The sequence below is a fragment of the Pseudoalteromonas xiamenensis genome (assembly GCF_030994125.1).
In the GTDB taxonomy this organism is placed as follows: domain Bacteria; phylum Pseudomonadota; class Gammaproteobacteria; order Enterobacterales; family Alteromonadaceae; genus Pseudoalteromonas; species Pseudoalteromonas xiamenensis_B.
The window spans coordinates 525,156-541,449 of record NZ_CP099917.1; the positions used below are offsets into that span (position 1 = coordinate 525,156).

Consider the following 16,294-nt stretch of genomic DNA (forward strand, 5'->3'; position numbering starts at 1 on the left):
GTCATTTTATTGATAACAAAAGTGTACTTTTTGAGCCAACCTATAAGTTGGTTTTTTAAGAAAAATAATTGACGTTTCGTCAGTTTTTATGGAGAGAAAGGAAATGATACCAACATGGCTTAAGCCCATCATTAACGCTCCGAAAACAACAATTGTCCTTAGCTTACTATTGCTGTTTGCAGCTGCATTGGGAAGTGGAAAATTGTATTTTCGCGGTGACTATCGCGTGTTTTTTGACAGCGATAACGAACAAATGACTCAATTTGAAACGATAGAGCGAACATTCAATAAAAGCGACAACATCTCCATCGTCGTTTCAGCAAATGGACAATCGGTGTTTACCGCAGAAACACTGCGAGTCATTGAGGAGTTAACCCAATCAGCATGGAAAACCCCCTATTCTAGTCGAGTTGATTCAATCGCCAACTTCCAGCATACCACTGCGGATAGTGACGATTTAGTCGTTGAAGATCTGATTACATCCGAGAGTTTATTGACGGCTGAGAACATTGCGGATATCCGTAATGTTGCCCTTAATGAGCCTCAAACTCGACGATCCTTAGTAAGCACGGATGAAACGGTTGCAATTGTCAACATCACCGTTCAACTCCCTGACATAGATAAAACGGACAAAGTGATTGCCATCAAGCAATTTACACAAAAGCTTGTTGAAGAATATCAAACCAACTACCCAAATCTTACTTTCTATCAAAGCGGCCAAGTCGCAATGAACTATGCGTTTATCGACGCCTCTCAAAGCGATTTTTCCACGCTTGTACCCTCTATGTTATTGGTCATCATGGTCTTTTTGGGACTTTTGCTGCGAAGTTTTGCTGCTGTCGTTTATACGCTCATCGTGATCATCGGTGCTGTTGTTGCAACACTCGGGATAGCAGGCTGGCTTGGTATGTTTTTGAGTACAGCTACGGTTAACGTACCAACAATGGTGTTAACGATTGCCGTTGCCGATTGCGTACATATTCTTGCCGCAATCCGTCATCACATGCGTACTGGCGCAAATAAATCAGATGCAATCCGTTTGAGTCTGCAAAGTAATTGGCTTCCGGTGATCATTACCTCTGTTACGACAGCGCTTGGCTTCCTTGTGATGAATTCCCTCGATGTTCCAATCATCCGAGATTTAGGAAACCTGTCTGCACTAGGTGTAATGCTTGCTTGTGTCTTGTCACTTACGCTCTTACCGGCATTGGTACACGTTCTACCATTTAAACCAAGTATGAAGTCTAACTCGACGGGTTCACTGCGTTTTTCTCAATTCGCAGATTGGCTTATAGCAAAAAAAGTCCTGCTCACCGCGACATCGGTCATTTTAGTAATCGCTGCGGCTGTCGCGGTTGGTCAAAATCGGATCAATGACGAAGCTGTTAAATATTTTGCACAAGGCACCGAGTTTCGAGATGCAACGGATTTTATGGAACAGCATTTAAGTGGTATGACAACAGTAAGCATTGCTCTCGACAGCGGACAAAGTGACGGAATTAGCGCTCCCGATTTTCTGCAAACGCTAGAGCATCTAACCACCTGGCTGCGCTCGAAAGAACAAGTGCATCACGTCACGAGCCTTGCTGACACCTTTAAACGGTTGAACATGAACCTCCATGGTGACGATATTCATGCTTATACGCTACCGAATGACAGAGAACTCGCGGCTCAATACTTATTGATGTACGAGATGTCCCTTCCCTATGGCCTGGATTTGAATAATCAGGTGAATATCGACAAATCCGCCGTCAAGTTGCAACTCACATTGGCTAATCAAGGGAGCAAAGAACTCGTCGCCATCGAAGCGGAAATTCGAACATGGCTCAATTTGAATGCAGCCAACTATCAAGCTCAAATTTCTAGCCCGAGTCTGATGTTTGCGCATATCGGTGAGATAAACATGAAAAGCATGTTGCAATCGTTGCCGATGGCTTTGTTACTCATTTCCGGTTTGTTGGTGTTTTCGTTGCGATCACTTAGGTTAGGTCTTATTAGCTTAGTTCCAAATCTCGTGCCTGCGATTTTGGGTTTTGGTTTATGGGGACTTTACAGCGGTGAGATCAATTTAGGGTTAAGCGTAGTCGTGACGCTTACGCTTGGGATCGTTGTTGATGATACCGTGCATTTTTTGAGTAAATACCAATACGCGAAGCAGCAAGGTCTCTCGACGGAAGGGGCGATTCGCTATGCGTTTACCACGGTCGGCCGTGCTCTCTTAATTACAACCTGTGTACTTGTGGCTGGCTTTACAATGTTAGGCACCTCCGCATTTCGCCTGAACTCAGATATGGGGCAGCTCAGTGCACTTGTCATTTTTATCGCGCTAATTGTGGATTTTATTCTTCTGCCTTGCATGTTGCTTTGGTTCGATAACTCAGGCAGTGACGAAGTCGTTGAGTCTAATGAAGTAATTACAACTAACGAACCACAACTGATCAGCAAATATTAATAAAAAGGGCAACACGATGAACATGAACACAATTATTTCAAGTCTCTTAGTAGCGGGTAGCATAATTTTTGCGGTGACAAATACTTTTGCTATCGCAAACGAGGAACAAGGCATCATTATCGCTACGAAACGCAAACAACTTGATAGTGGTTGGGGTGATAGCCAAGCAAGTATGACGATGCTGCTGACGAACGCTAATGGAGATACCAGCGAGCGTCGCTTACGAATGAAAATGCTCGAAGTAGAAAATGACGGAGACAAAGGCCTCACCATCTTTGACACACCTTTAGATGTGAAAGGAACGGCTTTCTTAAACTTCTCTCACGCCACCGAAGCAGACGAGCAATGGCTGTATTTGCCCGCACTTAAGCGAGTAAAACGTATTGCATCAAGAAATAAATCCGGTCCCTTTATGGGGAGCGAATTTGCGTACGAAGATCTTAGCTCCTTTGAATTAGCTAAATACCAGTTCAATTATCTGGGAGAACAATTGCTAAGCAACCAAAGTACATTCCTGCTTGAGCAAATCCCTGTGGATAAAAATTCGGGATATACCAAGCAACTCGTTTGGCTAGATAAACAACATTATCAACCACTTAAAGTAGAATACTATGACCGCAAAGGCGCTCTTCTGAAAACCCTCACTCTACGTGATTATCAAATGCATCTGGGTAAATTTTGGCGTGCTCACTCGTTAGAAATGGACAATGTGCAAACTCACAAAGCTACTCGCCTTACGACTGAGAGTCTGGAATTCTCGCAAGGACTTGCAATCAGTGACTTTAACCAAGCAAGCTTACAGCGTTCGAGGTAATGATGACATTAAAACCCTCTCGAGGTTTTGTTAGTCTATCGTTTTGTCTGGGTGCATTCAGCACCCAGATTGCCGCAAATCCAGAGATAGACTTTCATGGCGAAATACAAGTAGACCAGCGGAATTTCCTGCAGCCGAAAAATACTGAACTTGAAGGAGCCGTCAATCGAATCCAAAACAGTTTGATGCTAGAAGCGGAATGGCTTTGGCAAAATGACGGTCATATTGTTAACTTCAAACCATTTGTTCGTATCGACAGCCATGACTCAAAGCGCACCCATGCCGACATTCGCGAACTACAGTGGCTTCACTACTGGCAAGATTATGAAATTAGCGTGGGCATTGGGCGCGTGTTTTGGGGGGTCACCGAGTCCACCCATCTTGTTGACGTAATAAACCAAACCGATGGTGTTGAAGGACTAGACGGTGAAGACAAACTTGGGCAGCCAATGCTTCGCTTTAAAACGGTGAAAGACTGGGGGACCTTGGACTCATACTTATTGCCGTATTTTCGGGAACGCACTTTTGCGAACAAAGTTAGTCGACTATCACTACTGTTTGATTTGGATAGTAATGTACGATACGAATCATCACGCCGCGAACATCATTTTGATTATGCGCTTAGGTACAGCAACAGCGTTGAGACTTGGGATTTTGCCCTCTCCTATTTCAAGGGCACAAATCGCGACCCGGAATTTATGCCCTTACAGAATTCTGTTGTGCCTTTTTATACTCAGATGCAACAAATTGGTTTAGAGCTGCAAAATGTATCGGGAGATTGGCTCTGGAAGCTTGAAGCTCGTTATCGAAACAGTATACGCAGTGAGTCCGCTGCTACGGCAGGGTTTGAATACACACAAGTTGGTGTATTCGATAGTGTCTACGACTTAGGCTGGATAACAGAATATTCTTACGACAATCAGGACGTTGCATTAAATCAAAACGATATATTTATTGGTTGGCGTTTGGCACTGAATGACGCAAATGGGAGCGAAATTTTGTTTGGTATCAGCCAAGACCTCGATAAATCGGAGCAAGCAATAAAATTAGAAGCTTCGGGTCGCCTTGGAGAAAGGTGGAAATGGCAAATTGAAGGTTGGGCGTTTTCAACAAACAACGTTGAGAGCCCACTTTACGTTTTGGAATCAGACGACTTTATAGCACTTTCAATAAGTTACTTTTTTTAGTTTAATGCATCGACTGGATTTGGCGAACCAGTCAGTTATCCATGTCGATGCTATCTGAAACAAAAACACGCGTGTTTCAGCGAATACCATAACCAATTTTATTTTAGAGCATTGAAAGCAACTGTTTAGTCATCGCCAGTATATTCGCTTCCTTTTCATAAATGTTTTCACATTCACTCGTTACAAAGATGTCGGATAACCAGAGTTTCAGTTCATCAGACAGAGATTCAAGCACGGCAACCGGGAAAATTTCATTGCAATCTACGTGTCTCAGTTGTTTAGCGAGCTCATCCAGCACAATGGCGGCGTCATTAAATTCGTAGAAGAAGTAAAGGCTGCTAGACAAATACCCAAACGCATTGGAAATTTTTTCGATGTTTGATAAATCCAATTCACGAGAGTTAATTAACTCAATCTCTAATAATATATCGTCAATGTTGTCGAAAATTGACTGGATATCATCTTCTTCAAAGGTATTACGTGATAAAAACTTTTCTGAGGACAACGGTTCTTTGGTTTTAGTCACCTGAGCTTCGTTATCCGTATCAATATCAAAGAACAAATCTTCGAAAGGGTCTTCAAACAATTCAACCCCTTCAAAGAGCACGGTGCTGTAATATTTTTCATTCTCCATAATCTGCGAAACGATTTGTTCGCTGACTTCAACTTTGGATTTGTTGTTACGTATGTGTTCTTTAAACAATTCATTCGACTTCTTCATTTGCTCAATAAGACGTGTCTGTCTTGATAAATCCTTTTGCACCATAAAGTAATGAGTTACTTCTCCATCTTCATCACGAATGTCAGAAATACTCCACTGAACCGGGAAAAAACTACCGTCCTTTTTATAACTCACAGATGACCCAAAGAAACAGCCCTTTTCCGCCAACTGTTTTTTTACTTGGTCAATAAGCTTTTGGTCACTCAGAGGTCCCTTAAAAATGGCGGGCGACATCCCTACAATTTCCGCGAGCTGATAGCCCATTTGCTGACAAAATTCATCGTTTGCATAGATAATTTTTAGGCCTTTTGAAATATCACTATCCGTAATGACTAGGGCAAGATGAGACTCAATTACAAGATGACGCAAAAAATTCAACGCTGACGTCTTTACCAGTAATTGGGAGAAAAAGAGATTTTCTTCTAGTGCCGAATTGATGATATTAGTCATAGTGCAAAGCCTCTAAACAGAACGTTACGCAGAACGCTTACTAAATTCATGCACCCTTAACTCCACGATAAGCCTGCATGCTTAAGTCAAAAAACGAACAAGTTAATCAATTAAGATTAGCTGTACAATACTGTACTCATCCTTATTAACTATAGGCTATTTTTTAGACAAAAACACCTCTTATTTACAAACCTCATTCATCACGCTGTTTATATTGAATTTATATAGTTTCAATCAACGTACAACGTCAGTCCAAACCACTCTAACACCCGTTCGAAAACAACCTAAAAACACCAACCTTAATCGTTTCAGGTAAATTAAGAAAGCCACTTATCTGAGAATTTATCGTATGCAATTCGAATGGATTATTTATAGTGAGGTTCATAACTATTAGTATAGATATGATTCACAGGCCAAACCAAAGTGGCTAGGCCTGTGTAGGATGTGAGACCGTTTAGAAATTGATTATTGTTGAAACCGCTTCTTCATCCGAGGTTTCGATAGACATTTTAATCGTACGCTCTGTCCAATCGATATCCAGTAACCCGTAATTGCTTCCCGATTTGTTGATGAGATGACGATTACCCGTCGTTAACGAAGCCATATTTTCACTGACTACGCCCACTTGGCCAGTCGGAATAATGGCGCCAGAAGGAGCACAGTTACCCCATTCTCCTTTCACTCCATTACCGTTATTGTCTACTTGGGTGTAACACCAAGGTTTATCGTTATCACGTGTTGTACAACCTTGATACGTAACACCTGCGTATTTGAAAGGCAGTTTACATTCATTAGTAAATTTCCCGTTACCGTTCGAGTCCGCATAAATAGGTAATCTTAATGGATTTTCAATATGATAAGGCCAATTTTGGCCAAATCCTGAAGCCGTGATCTCATATACCCTTGCTTCTTTGCCAAATTGGTTACTTGCAGGAATTCGTTTTTCTAGTAGCTCACCCCAATGCTGATCGCCTGAAACAAAAATTACTGCCTTTGTTTTGCTGTCGTTAATTGACTTCTGCACCATTCTGAGCAGTTTTTCCCTTTCCTGAGGGATCTCAGCCCAAGATTCATAACTGGTACCAGACATCGTTTGTTCATTTAGTGATGCCACCGCTTGAGTGAATTTCTGACCATTGCCATAGGCACAGTATGTCGATTTATTGCGACCTTGGTTTAATGGTGGGAGAACTTGAATACCACTGGAGATCACCTTGATCTCACTTGCTTTATTTAACTCATCTTGTAGCCACTGCCATTGCTTTTCACCTAGCATAGTACTGTTATCACCTTCACATGTTCCATAATTTGAAAACGTCGGTGAACGAAAATAACGTGCGTCTAGGTTAATCACGTGAGTCGTCTGTCCTTTTGGACCGACTATTTTTGCACTATAAACACCTTCTTGGCCGTTATAACGTGGGTCGTCGGCAGGAATATCAAAATGACGTAAGAACTCCCGTTGGCTTTCTACTCGTTTAGGGTAATGCTTACCATCATTATTACTCCCAAAATCATGATCATCCCACGTGGCCATGACAGGAATATTTGCTGACAAAAACTTTTGATATTCCGTATTCCGCTTCTTATCATCGTATTTTTGGCGCATATAATTCATGTCTGTTGTATCTGCGTAGATATTGTCACCCATCCACAAAAACAGATCGGGTGACTGTGATACAACTTTGCTCATCGCTGCTGGCATATCTCCTTGTGTTTTGAAACAAGAACCAACTGCAATACGTTTTAATGTTGAGTTCTCCGAAACCATGGTATGAGAACGTAGAGGCTCAGGTTGAGGTTCCTCGATTTCACATTCTTCCCAGGCGCTATCGCCTACGTAGCACCAAGGTGCAGTATGCGCTTCGGTCGTGCAACCATAAAAAGTTTCCCCTTGGTAATTCGATGGCGATAAACAACGTTTACCCGTCACTGATTTAAACTCTGGAATTGTTTCAACTCGAACATTTCCCCAAGTCGAGCCCTCAATTGCACTTTTCAAATAGCACCATTGCCCACCACTGTTGTTTTTATTAGTTGTACCAAAATAGCTAGCACCTAAGTACTCAAAACTAGTTTTACATTGTTCATAATGAACTTCAGGCGCAGCATGAGCCAGGCTTACCAACAGACCCGAGAGCGCAGACAGTAGATATTTTTTCATTGTTTTAAGAGTTCCTTGGTCGTAATCATGCCCACGCCTCTGATGACGAGCATTCAAATAAAAGTGGATATGATGAAAGATTTACTGCTTCCCTTGCAAAGTACTCATTCCTTCGAGGCTGCAGAGAATATAGGAACATCATTAACAATTTGTTAAACTAATATGGCACTAATAATTTAGTTGAGGTGTTTTGAATGAGTGGGAAATGCAATTTAGAGTTTGTGGAATTGGCTTAACTTGACATTCTATCAAAGCGTTTGAGACGTCGATGCTCGCATCGCTCAAGAATTGCTTGCTTTTGTTCCGGGTTACTCTCGTGCCAGTTGAGTATTTCAGCCAGCGTTCTGTAGCAACCAACACACACGTTACGTTCGTCAAGACAACAATGACGGATACAGGGGTTGTCAGGAGTTTGAGATATGGATTTGCTCATTGCAGTAAACTGAAAATGTTCGCTAGACAAAGTGTAGTTTAAAATGAGGAAGAAAATAGCTTTGGGAGTAAGTAAAATGGAGGCGGAACCCGGAGTCGAACCGAGGTAGACGGATTTGCAATCCGCTGCATGGCCACTCTGCCATTCCGCCGTTCAATGAGATTGGAGCGAGTAACGAGGTTCGAACTCGTGACCTCAACCTTGGCAAGGTTGCGCTCTACCAGCTGAGCTATACTCGCAATCCAGAGTACGATTATATTAGTAGGTCTTACATAAATACAATCGAAAAGAAACTTTTAGACTAAATCTAAAATGGTGCCCGGGGCCGGACTTGAACCGGCACGCTGTTACCAGCGAGGGATTTTAAATCCCTTGTGTCTACCAATTTCACCACCCGGGCATCGGGTGTGAAAGCAATTGGAGCGAGTAACGAGGTTCGAACTCGTGACCTCAACCTTGGCAAGGTTGCGCTCTACCAGCTGAGCTATACTCGCGTACCGATGGTTCGCGACTGGCGTTCCAATTTAGCCTGAAAATTTAACTTTCGTTAAATGGTGCCCGGGGCCGGACTTGAACCGGCACGCTGTTACCAGCGAGGGATTTTAAATCCCTTGTGTCTACCAATTTCACCACCCGGGCATCGGGCTGCTTTCGCATGTGAAGTGTTGAGAAATGGAGGCGGAACCCGGAGTCGAACCGAGGTGGACGGATTTGCAATCCGCTGCATGGCCACTCTGCCATTCCGCCACTTTATTCGAGAACTTGGAGCGAGTAACGAGGTTCGAACTCGTGACCTCAACCTTGGCAAGGTTGCGCTCTACCAGCTGAGCTATACTCGCATTCTCGAGGGCGTCTGCCTCTCAACACGGACGCATTCTACAGATTCTTTTGAACGCGTCAACATAAAATATGAATGTTTTGAACTGTTTGCTTAATTTTTATCTAGTTTGGTTTTTCTTTAATCGTTCGTTATCAAGATTTAATCAATTCAGAACGAGCTGCTGCTAAATATTGGATCATCGAGCTAAGAGTTAGTACCGTTGCGATGGCTAAAAGTGCGTAACTTAAGTAGATCATCCAAGTATCAAATTGCCAAATCAAACCAATAATTGCCAACATTTGTGCGGCTGTTTTCCATTTGCCCATATTTGATACTGCAACATTGCCTCTTTTACCCTGCTCAGCCATCCACTCGCGCAGTGCAGAAATAACAATCTCACGACTAATAATTACCACAGCCGCAATCGTAATAAAGATATTTTGATAATAAGTAGCAAGAACAACTAAAGCAGCACTGACCATCACCTTGTCTGCAACAGGATCGAGAAAAGCACCAAATGGAGTCGACTGTTCGAGTTTGCGTGCTAGATAACCATCAAGTATGTCTGTTACGGACGCAAGCCAAAACGTAAATGCAGCGGCAAAGAATGCCCATGAATACGGCAAATAAAATGCAACGACAAATACAGGGATTAGGAAAAGACGAAAGGTCGTCAATATATTAGGAATATTCCACATAGCGCTGAGTATAACTTCTTTTTCTTTATGTTCGCATGAAAGCTTAAGCTTTGTCATGCAAATGGTTAAATATCTTTTCAGCCATTTCAGGACTGATCCCCGGTACTTGTTTTAGCTGCTGCACGTTCGCAGCCATTACTCCCTGCATACCCCCTAAAAACTTCAATAACGCTTGACGGCGCTTCTGTCCAACACCAGCAATTTCCTCAAGCAAAGATTGAGTACGTTGCTTTTGGCGTTTATTTCTATGTCCAGCTATCGCAAATCGGTGAGATTCATCTCGTATATGTTGAATTAAATGTAGTGCGGGTGAATCACTTTCTAGGTTGACTGTTTTGCGCCCGCCATCTATCAACAGCGTTTCTAAACCAGGCTTTCGACTTGTCCCTTTCGCAACTCCAACGAGCAATGGCATTTTATCCTGTGTCCAAGACTCAAAAAACTCTTCAGCACGTCCCAATTGTCCTTTTCCCCCGTCGATAAAAATCACATCAGGGATTTTTTCCGTTTCCGCTACTTTGCCGTAACGCTTTTTAAGAGCAAAACTCATTGCGGCATAATCATCACCCGGTGTAATTCCTTCCACATTGTAACGACGATACTCTTTATTGTTTGGCCCATTTCCATCGAAAACGACGCAAGACGCAATGGTGTTTTCACCCATTGTGTGGCTGATATCAAAACACTCCATCCGCTCAATTTCAGAGAGCTCTAATGCCTCTTTTAAAAGTGCGTAACGAACACTAATTGCTTCTTGAGCACTCTGCTTAACCGTAAGCGCATTGTGTGCATTTTTATTTGCGAGATTCAGGTATTGTAAGCGTTCACCTCGAACATTCGCACGAATTGTGACTTTTCGCTTAGCTACCTCGCTAAGTGCGTCAATTAGAGCTTGCTGTTCTTCAATCTCAAAAGGTAAAACAATGTCAGACGCGATACGGCCATTGCCTTGAGTGGAGAGATAGTATTGACCAATAAAACTTTCAACGATTTCATTAGCTGAGGCATCTTTTGGCACTTTTGGAAAATACGTTCTAGTACCGAGTATTTTGTGGTCACGAATCGCTAAAACATGAATCGCACACAACCCATGCAATTGCCCAAATCCGATGACGTCCATTTCAGGAAAATTGCCACTTACGGACTGTTGCTCTTGCATTTGACGAAGCAGCGCGATTTGATCTCGGAATTTTGCTGCCTCTTCAAACTGTAAGGACAAACTCGCCTTTTCCATTTTACTAATAAGTGAAGCAATTACATCTTGTGAGCGTCCACTCAAAAATTGCTTTACCATCGTAACTTGGTCTTGATATTCCTCATCGCTCACAATACCTACACATGGTGCGCTACAACGTTTTAATTGATGTTGTAAACAAGGACGACTCCGAGCGCGATAATATGCATCTTCGCATTGCCTTACAGGAAAAATTTTCTGCATAAGACGAAGACTATCTGACACAGCAGCACTACTCGGGTACGGGCCAAAGTAGTCACCCTTAGCTTTTCTACTGCCGCGATGAAACGCCAGACGAGGATGCTTATGCGCACTTAGAAAAATGTAGGGATAACTTTTGTCGTCACGAAGAAGAATGTTGTATCGAGGTTGATATTTCTTTATCAAGTTACTTTCAAGAATTAACGCTTCTGTTTCGGTATTTGTCAGTGTGACGTCAATATGTTGAATATTACTGACTAAAACACGGGTTTTACTGTCAGTAATATTACTTCGAAAGTAGCTGCTAACCCGCTTTTTGAGGTTTTTAGCTTTGCCGACATAGATCACCTGACTCTCACCGTCATACATACGATAAACGCCAGGCTCTGTGGAAAGTGTTTTTAGGAAAAGTTTGTGATCAAAAACTGCCATGAAAAGAATTTAGTGAGAGCTGTCGATATCGATCATTTTGTGCCGAATTGCTAAGTGCGTAAGTTCAACATCACCACTGACATTTAATTTTTCAAACATTCTGTAACGATAGCTATTAACTGTTTTTGAACTCAGGTTTAGCCTGTCTGCAATATCTTGAGCCTTCTCGCCTTTCGTGATCATCAACATAATTTGTAGTTCGCGCTCAGATAAACTCTGAAACGGATTCTCATCATTACGTCCACTAAACTGAGCAAGTGCAATTTGCTGTGCAATATCCGGTGCAATATAACGTTGGCCTGAATTAACCGCGCGAATGGCGTTTATCATCTCATCTGGCCCCGTACCTTTGGTTAGGTAACCGTGCGCGCCAATTTGCATAACTTTACTTGGGAATGGGTCTTCGCAATGAACGGTGAGCACAATCACTTTGACATCAGGGCAATAACGACAAATTTTCTTTGTTGCTTCTAAACCACCGATCCCCGGCATATTCATATCCATGAGCACGACATTAGGATTGTGCTGACGACAAAATTGCACGGCTTCTTCACCCGTTTTTGCTTCTCCTACAACTTTGAATCCACGCACATCGTCTAGGATCCTTTTTATCCCTGTTCTAACCAACTCGTGGTCGTCAACTAAGAGCACATTAATCAAAGGGAAGCCCTCTTACTAGGTAGTCGCAATTGTAATTATTCTTGTTGGAGAGTATCACAGAAATTTCAAAACGATAACTGTTAACGGTCACCTTCGCCGTAAAATTTATTAATTGAACCCATGTCATTAATAAATAAAAAGAAAAAGCGCAAGAATTGAACTCCCTGCGCTTAAAATTTTAACAGTTTTTACTCAAATTAACGTTTTGCTTATCAAGCCGTTTGCGTTTGACGTGAGAACTTATCAACCCACAGCGCGATAACGCCGTCACCTGTCACATTACACGCTGTTCCGAAACTATCTTGAGCGAGATACAGAGCAATCATCAGTGCAAGTGCACTTTCGCCAAACCCCAACATCGTGCTGAGTAAACCTAGCGCAGACATTACTGCACCACCTGGTGCGCCTGGAGCCGCAATCATCACAACGCCGAGCATGAAAATAAATGGAAGCATAGTGCCAAGCGTTGGCTGGGCCAAGTCTGGAGAGAGGAACATAACCGCCATCGCACACGTAACGATGGTAATTGTCGAACCGGATAAATGAATTGTAGCGCACAGAGGTACTGTGAAGTTCGCGACTTCTTCTTGCACTTGATTGGACTTACTTGCACGCAGCGAAACAGGAATAGTAGCCGCACTAGACATAGTTCCAAGAGCGGTCACATAGGCAGGCATCATGTTCTTAATTAACTCTAGTGGACTGCGTTTAAGCATTAGACCGGTGGTTACATACAAGAAGGTTAACCATAACCAATGCATAACGACCGCAGCGACCAGCACGATACCAAAGGTACTCAACGTGCTCACAACCGTTCCTGCTACCGTCATATCGGCGAAAACACCCGCAATATAAACTGGTAATAGTGGAATAATCACTTTTGCTAACAATCCATCTATGACCTCTCGGCCTTCATCAACAACTGATTTTAGGCTGGTAAGGTTTTGATAACTGATCCCGATACCAAAAATAAAGGCACTCGCTAACGCTGTCATAACACCCATAAGTGGTGGAATTTCAAGGTCAATATAACCCTTTAGCTCCGACGCTTCTGATGCATGAAAACTGGTTGATACATCAAACATTGGGATTACGGCAGAAATGAGTAAGAAAGCCAATGTACCCGCAACAATGGTGGATCCATAAGCAAACCCAACCGTTTTACCAAGTAGATGGCCAGATCCCTGCGGTAACCCCGCGATACCAGATGCGATGAAAAACAGAATGATCAACGGAATTGTAAAACTAATTAATTGACCAACAAGTACTTTTGCTGTGATCAACAGTTCCACAGCTGGTAGCGGTAAATAAAGTCCCACTAAAATGCCGCCAAAAATACCGGCAAGCAGTTTTAAAACTAGATTCATTATAATTCTCAAACGTTGAACGAAGCCGACTTTTTATCACGTTTTACGTTCGATTGCTCGTGTTTGCGCTTTATCGTTCTAACACGGTTGTAACGTCACATTCGCACTGTAGATTTAATCGCCTAAATTTGTTTATTTAACGAGGTTAATTTGTGCATTTATGTGAATACCGTTAACCTATCGCCATAATAACTAAGTTACTAAAAAAATGTATAAATCTCTCTATTACGCCCTATTGATGTCTCTGCCGACTGGCGTTTTTGCGAATCAAAATATGCCATACATAAATGCAAAAGCTAAGATTGATGGCAAGCTTGATGAAGCGCATTGGCAAAACGCGAAAAAAATATCCATCAATAACATATCTTGGCCCCATGATAATTTAGCAAGTCCAGTAGACACCACCGCCTACGTATATGAGGATGGTGAGTCACTATTTATTGGATTTGAAGCAAAAGACCCATCGCCTGAGCACATTCGAGCCTTCTATCGAGATCGTGACCAAGCGTGGAACGACGACCTCGTTGGTCTAAAAATCGATACCTATAATAGCGGACGCATCGCATACCAATTTTTCGTTAACCCATTTGGAGTACAAATGGACTCCATCGAAAACGAGTTAAGTAAAACGGAAAGCAGCGCTTGGAATGGAATTTGGGATAGCGTTGGGGTAATCCATGCTGACGGGTATACCGTCGAAATCGAGATCCCGTTTCGCGTGCTCAACTTCGATGACAATGCTGACATAAAAACGATGGCCATGGAGTTTGTTCGCTTCTATCCAAGAAACGAGCGTTTGCGTTTATCCAGTATGACATTAGATCACGCGAACACCTGCTGGATTTGTCAAATGCCCGCGTATGACGGTTTCGAAAAAGCAAAACAAGGCAACAATATCGCCGTTATTCCGAGTTTTGTGGCAGGGAAAACGGAAACTAGGGATATCGATGATGGCATCGCAGAACCTTGGGAAAGCGATGAATTTTATGAACCAAGTGTCGATTTAAAGTGGGCAATTACGCCAGACGTTACATTAAATGCGACTTTAAATCCTGACTTTTCCCAAGTAGAAGCGGACAGTGGCCAGCTTAACGTTAATAATAGCTTTAGCTTGTTTTATCCCGAGCAACGTAGCTTTTTCTTGGAAAACAATGATTATTTTTCGTCTTTCCAAAATCTCATTCACACTCGCAACATTGCCACACCGGATTACGGAATGAAAGTCACTGGTAGTAAACAAGGACATACCTTCGCCGCGTTTGTCGCTAATGACAGTTATTTAAATGTGCTTATACCCGGTAACTTAGGGTCTAGTGTGGTAAGCTTATCGCAGAAAAGCGACAACGCAGCTCTGCGATACCGCTATGACTTCAACTCAAAACTATCTGTAGGTTCAACATCTACCCTGCGCCAAAGTGATGATTATGAAAATAAGTTAGTGAGTATCGACAGTAAATTTCAACCAACTGAAAATGACACGTTCAAAGCTCAGTTCATGCATTCTCAAACTCAATACAGCGATGACTTTATCGATGAGTTGTGTGACGGAGACACCTGTACGCCACCACAAGATACCTGTGTGCGTTTTGAGGACTGTGATTACAACGAAAGCGTGCTTCGAGTAATCGATAAATCGATCAGCGGTTCAGCCTATTTACTTTCCTATGACCACTTTACGAAATATTGGAGTGTGTTCTCGAGCTATAATGTACGTCAAAAAGGCTACCGAGCCGACTTAGGTTTTGTTGACCAAATCGACTTTAACAAGTTTCTTGTCGGTGGTGAAATGCGCTGGTATGGCGATGAACAATCGTGGTGGAACAGAGCGCGATGGTATACCGATTGGGACATCACGCATAATGACGACGGCGAACTATTAGAGAAAGAAATTCAAACGGAATTTGTTGTCGAAGGCCCTATGCAAAGCCAAATTTCCGTGGGTATTGAACAGCGTAATCGTACCGGTCTTAGGAATAATGCAGCGAGTTTAGTCATCGATGGAAATACCCAGTTATTTTCGGAAAATACGCTATGGACATATTTAGAATTTAAGCCTCTCGCTGGTGTATTTGCGAGCATCAACATGCGTACCGGTAATCGAGTTGACCTTGCTAATAATCGGGTCGGTGATTATTTTTATGCGCGTCCTAACATTAACCTGAATATTGGCCAGCATTTCGAATTTAAACTTCAGCACATCTATGAAAAACTCAATGCCGACGGAAACGAAGTGTATACGGCGAATCTCAGCGATGTCCGCTTTACCTATCAGTTTGACGTCTACAGCTATCTGCGACTTGCTATAATCTATACAGACATTCAACGTAATCAGGCGAACTATATTGAAAGTGTTGATGCAACCTACAAAGCCTTCACAACTCAACTTCTCTATAGTTATAAATTAAACCCACAAACCGTATTCTTTGCAGGCTTTGGTGACAGTGGATTTGAAGATGACGACCTAGGAAAAATAACTAAAGATACGCGCTCAGTGTTTGCAAAATTTAGTTATGCGTGGTTGTTATAATGCATAACTAGTCGATTTTTTATGCCTAATGGCTATAAGCCTATTTGATATAACTTATAGCCATTACTTCCTTCTTTTTTTCATATCCAAGCTAAAGTGTCATCGTAACAACGTTTTTAACGCATGAAGGGACC

Annotated in this window: 11 protein-coding genes, 7 tRNA genes and 1 pseudogene; 5 read left to right on the forward strand and 14 right to left on the reverse strand. The window is 42.4% G+C overall.

What is annotated here, in order from left to right; translation table 11 throughout:
• Nucleotides 1-103: 103 nt before the first annotated feature.
• From NI389_RS21095 to NI389_RS02340, 4 genes and pseudogenes are all read left to right on the forward strand, one after another.
• Nucleotides 104-1,210, forward strand: a pseudogene (locus NI389_RS21095) (efflux RND transporter permease subunit); the annotation flags it as partial.
• Between the two features lie 483 nt (nt 1,211-1,693).
• Nucleotides 1,694-2,452 carry an MMPL family transporter gene (locus NI389_RS21100; protein ID WP_372588622.1) on the forward strand — a complete coding sequence of 253 codons (759 nt, stop codon included), beginning with the start codon at nt 1,694-1,696 and terminating at the stop codon, nt 2,450-2,452.
• A gap of 16 nt (nt 2,453-2,468) precedes the next feature.
• On the forward strand, nt 2,469-3,266 hold the full coding sequence (locus tag NI389_RS02335) for an outer membrane lipoprotein-sorting protein (protein WP_308361412.1): 798 nt from the start codon (nt 2,469-2,471) through the stop codon (nt 3,264-3,266).
• Nucleotides 3,266-4,453, forward strand: a complete 1,188-nt coding sequence (locus NI389_RS02340) for a hypothetical protein (protein ID WP_308361413.1) — start codon at nt 3,266-3,268, stop codon at nt 4,451-4,453. Before NI389_RS02335 ends, NI389_RS02340 begins: the two co-directional genes overlap by 1 nt.
• A 103-nt stretch (nt 4,454-4,556) precedes the next feature.
• On the opposite strand, the gene NI389_RS02345 is transcribed toward NI389_RS02340, so the two are convergent.
• The 14 genes from NI389_RS02345 to NI389_RS02410 all read right to left on the reverse strand — a co-directional run bounded on the left by NI389_RS02345 (nt 4,557) and on the right by NI389_RS02410 (nt 13,633).
• Nucleotides 4,557-5,624, reverse strand: coding sequence for a PAS domain-containing protein (locus NI389_RS02345; RefSeq protein WP_308361414.1), 1,068 nt, complete (start codon nt 5,622-5,624; stop codon nt 4,557-4,559).
• Nucleotides 5,625-6,078: 454 nt separating this feature from the next.
• Nucleotides 6,079-7,788 (reverse strand): alkaline phosphatase D family protein, encoded by a 1,710-nt coding sequence (locus NI389_RS02350; RefSeq protein ID WP_308361415.1) that lies wholly within the window; start codon nt 7,786-7,788, stop codon nt 6,079-6,081.
• A gap of 232 nt (nt 7,789-8,020) precedes the next feature.
• Nucleotides 8,021-8,221 carry a DUF1289 domain-containing protein gene (locus tag NI389_RS02355; protein ID WP_308361416.1) on the reverse strand — a complete coding sequence of 67 codons (201 nt, stop codon included), beginning with the start codon at nt 8,219-8,221 and terminating at the stop codon, nt 8,021-8,023.
• Nucleotides 8,222-8,298: 77 nt separating this feature from the next.
• A tRNA-Cys gene (locus tag NI389_RS02360) sits at nt 8,299-8,372 on the reverse strand.
• Between the two features lie 12 nt (nt 8,373-8,384).
• Nucleotides 8,385-8,460 (reverse strand) — tRNA-Gly (locus NI389_RS02365).
• Between the two features lie 74 nt (nt 8,461-8,534).
• Nucleotides 8,535-8,621: transfer RNA gene (locus NI389_RS02370), tRNA-Leu, on the reverse strand.
• Nucleotides 8,622-8,639: 18 nt separating this feature from the next.
• A tRNA-Gly gene (locus NI389_RS02375) sits at nt 8,640-8,715 on the reverse strand.
• A 58-nt stretch (nt 8,716-8,773) separates the two neighbouring features.
• Nucleotides 8,774-8,860, reverse strand: a tRNA-Leu gene (locus NI389_RS02380).
• A gap of 34 nt (nt 8,861-8,894) precedes the next feature.
• Nucleotides 8,895-8,968: transfer RNA gene (locus NI389_RS02385), tRNA-Cys, on the reverse strand.
• Nucleotides 8,969-8,984: 16 nt separating this feature from the next.
• Nucleotides 8,985-9,060: transfer RNA gene (locus NI389_RS02390), tRNA-Gly, on the reverse strand.
• A 133-nt stretch (nt 9,061-9,193) separates the two neighbouring features.
• Nucleotides 9,194-9,739: a CDP-diacylglycerol--glycerol-3-phosphate 3-phosphatidyltransferase gene (gene pgsA / locus NI389_RS02395; RefSeq protein WP_208844455.1), complete on the reverse strand. Its 546-nt coding sequence runs from the start codon at nt 9,737-9,739 to the stop codon at nt 9,194-9,196.
• Between the two features lie 43 nt (nt 9,740-9,782).
• Nucleotides 9,783-11,606: an excinuclease ABC subunit UvrC gene (gene uvrC / locus NI389_RS02400; RefSeq protein WP_308361417.1), complete on the reverse strand. Its 1,824-nt coding sequence runs from the start codon at nt 11,604-11,606 to the stop codon at nt 9,783-9,785.
• A 9-nt stretch (nt 11,607-11,615) separates the two neighbouring features.
• Entirely contained in the window at nt 11,616-12,266 is a 651-nt protein-coding gene (gene uvrY / locus NI389_RS02405; RefSeq protein ID WP_308361418.1) for a UvrY/SirA/GacA family response regulator transcription factor, read from the reverse strand.
• Nucleotides 12,267-12,478: 212 nt separating this feature from the next.
• Nucleotides 12,479-13,633, reverse strand: coding sequence for a dicarboxylate/amino acid:cation symporter (locus NI389_RS02410; RefSeq protein WP_308361419.1), 1,155 nt, complete (start codon nt 13,631-13,633; stop codon nt 12,479-12,481).
• 208 nt (nt 13,634-13,841) lie between these two features.
• Here NI389_RS02410 and NI389_RS02415 point away from each other — a divergent pair, with 208 nt between their 5' ends.
• Nucleotides 13,842-16,160, forward strand: coding sequence for a carbohydrate binding family 9 domain-containing protein (locus NI389_RS02415; protein ID WP_308361420.1), 2,319 nt, complete (start codon nt 13,842-13,844; stop codon nt 16,158-16,160).
• The last annotated feature ends 134 nt before the right edge of the window (nt 16,161-16,294 follow it).

Bases quoted from the DNA above. Each gene is read 5' to 3' on its own strand.
- NI389_RS21100 (WP_372588622.1), top strand. From the start codon at position 1,694: ATGTCCCTTCCCTATGGCCTGGATTTGAATAATCAGGTGAATATCGAC.
- NI389_RS02335 (WP_308361412.1), top strand. From the start codon at position 2,469: ATGAACATGAACACAATTATTTCAAGTCTCTTAGTAGCGGGTAGCATA.
- NI389_RS02340 (WP_308361413.1), top strand. From the start codon at position 3,266: ATGATGACATTAAAACCCTCTCGAGGTTTTGTTAGTCTATCGTTTTGT.
- NI389_RS02345 (WP_308361414.1), bottom strand. From the start codon at position 5,624: ATGACTAATATCATCAATTCGGCACTAGAAGAAAATCTCTTTTTCTCC.
- NI389_RS02350 (WP_308361415.1), bottom strand. From the start codon at position 7,788: ATGAAAAAATATCTACTGTCTGCGCTCTCGGGTCTGTTGGTAAGCCTG.
- NI389_RS02355 (WP_308361416.1), bottom strand. From the start codon at position 8,221: ATGAGCAAATCCATATCTCAAACTCCTGACAACCCCTGTATCCGTCAT.
- pgsA (WP_208844455.1), bottom strand. From the start codon at position 9,739: ATGTGGAATATTCCTAATATATTGACGACCTTTCGTCTTTTCCTAATC.
- uvrC (WP_308361417.1), bottom strand. From the start codon at position 11,606: ATGGCAGTTTTTGATCACAAACTTTTCCTAAAAACACTTTCCACAGAG.
- NI389_RS02410 (WP_308361419.1), bottom strand. From the start codon at position 13,633: ATGAATCTAGTTTTAAAACTGCTTGCCGGTATTTTTGGCGGCATTTTA.
- NI389_RS02415 (WP_308361420.1), top strand. From the start codon at position 13,842: ATGTATAAATCTCTCTATTACGCCCTATTGATGTCTCTGCCGACTGGC.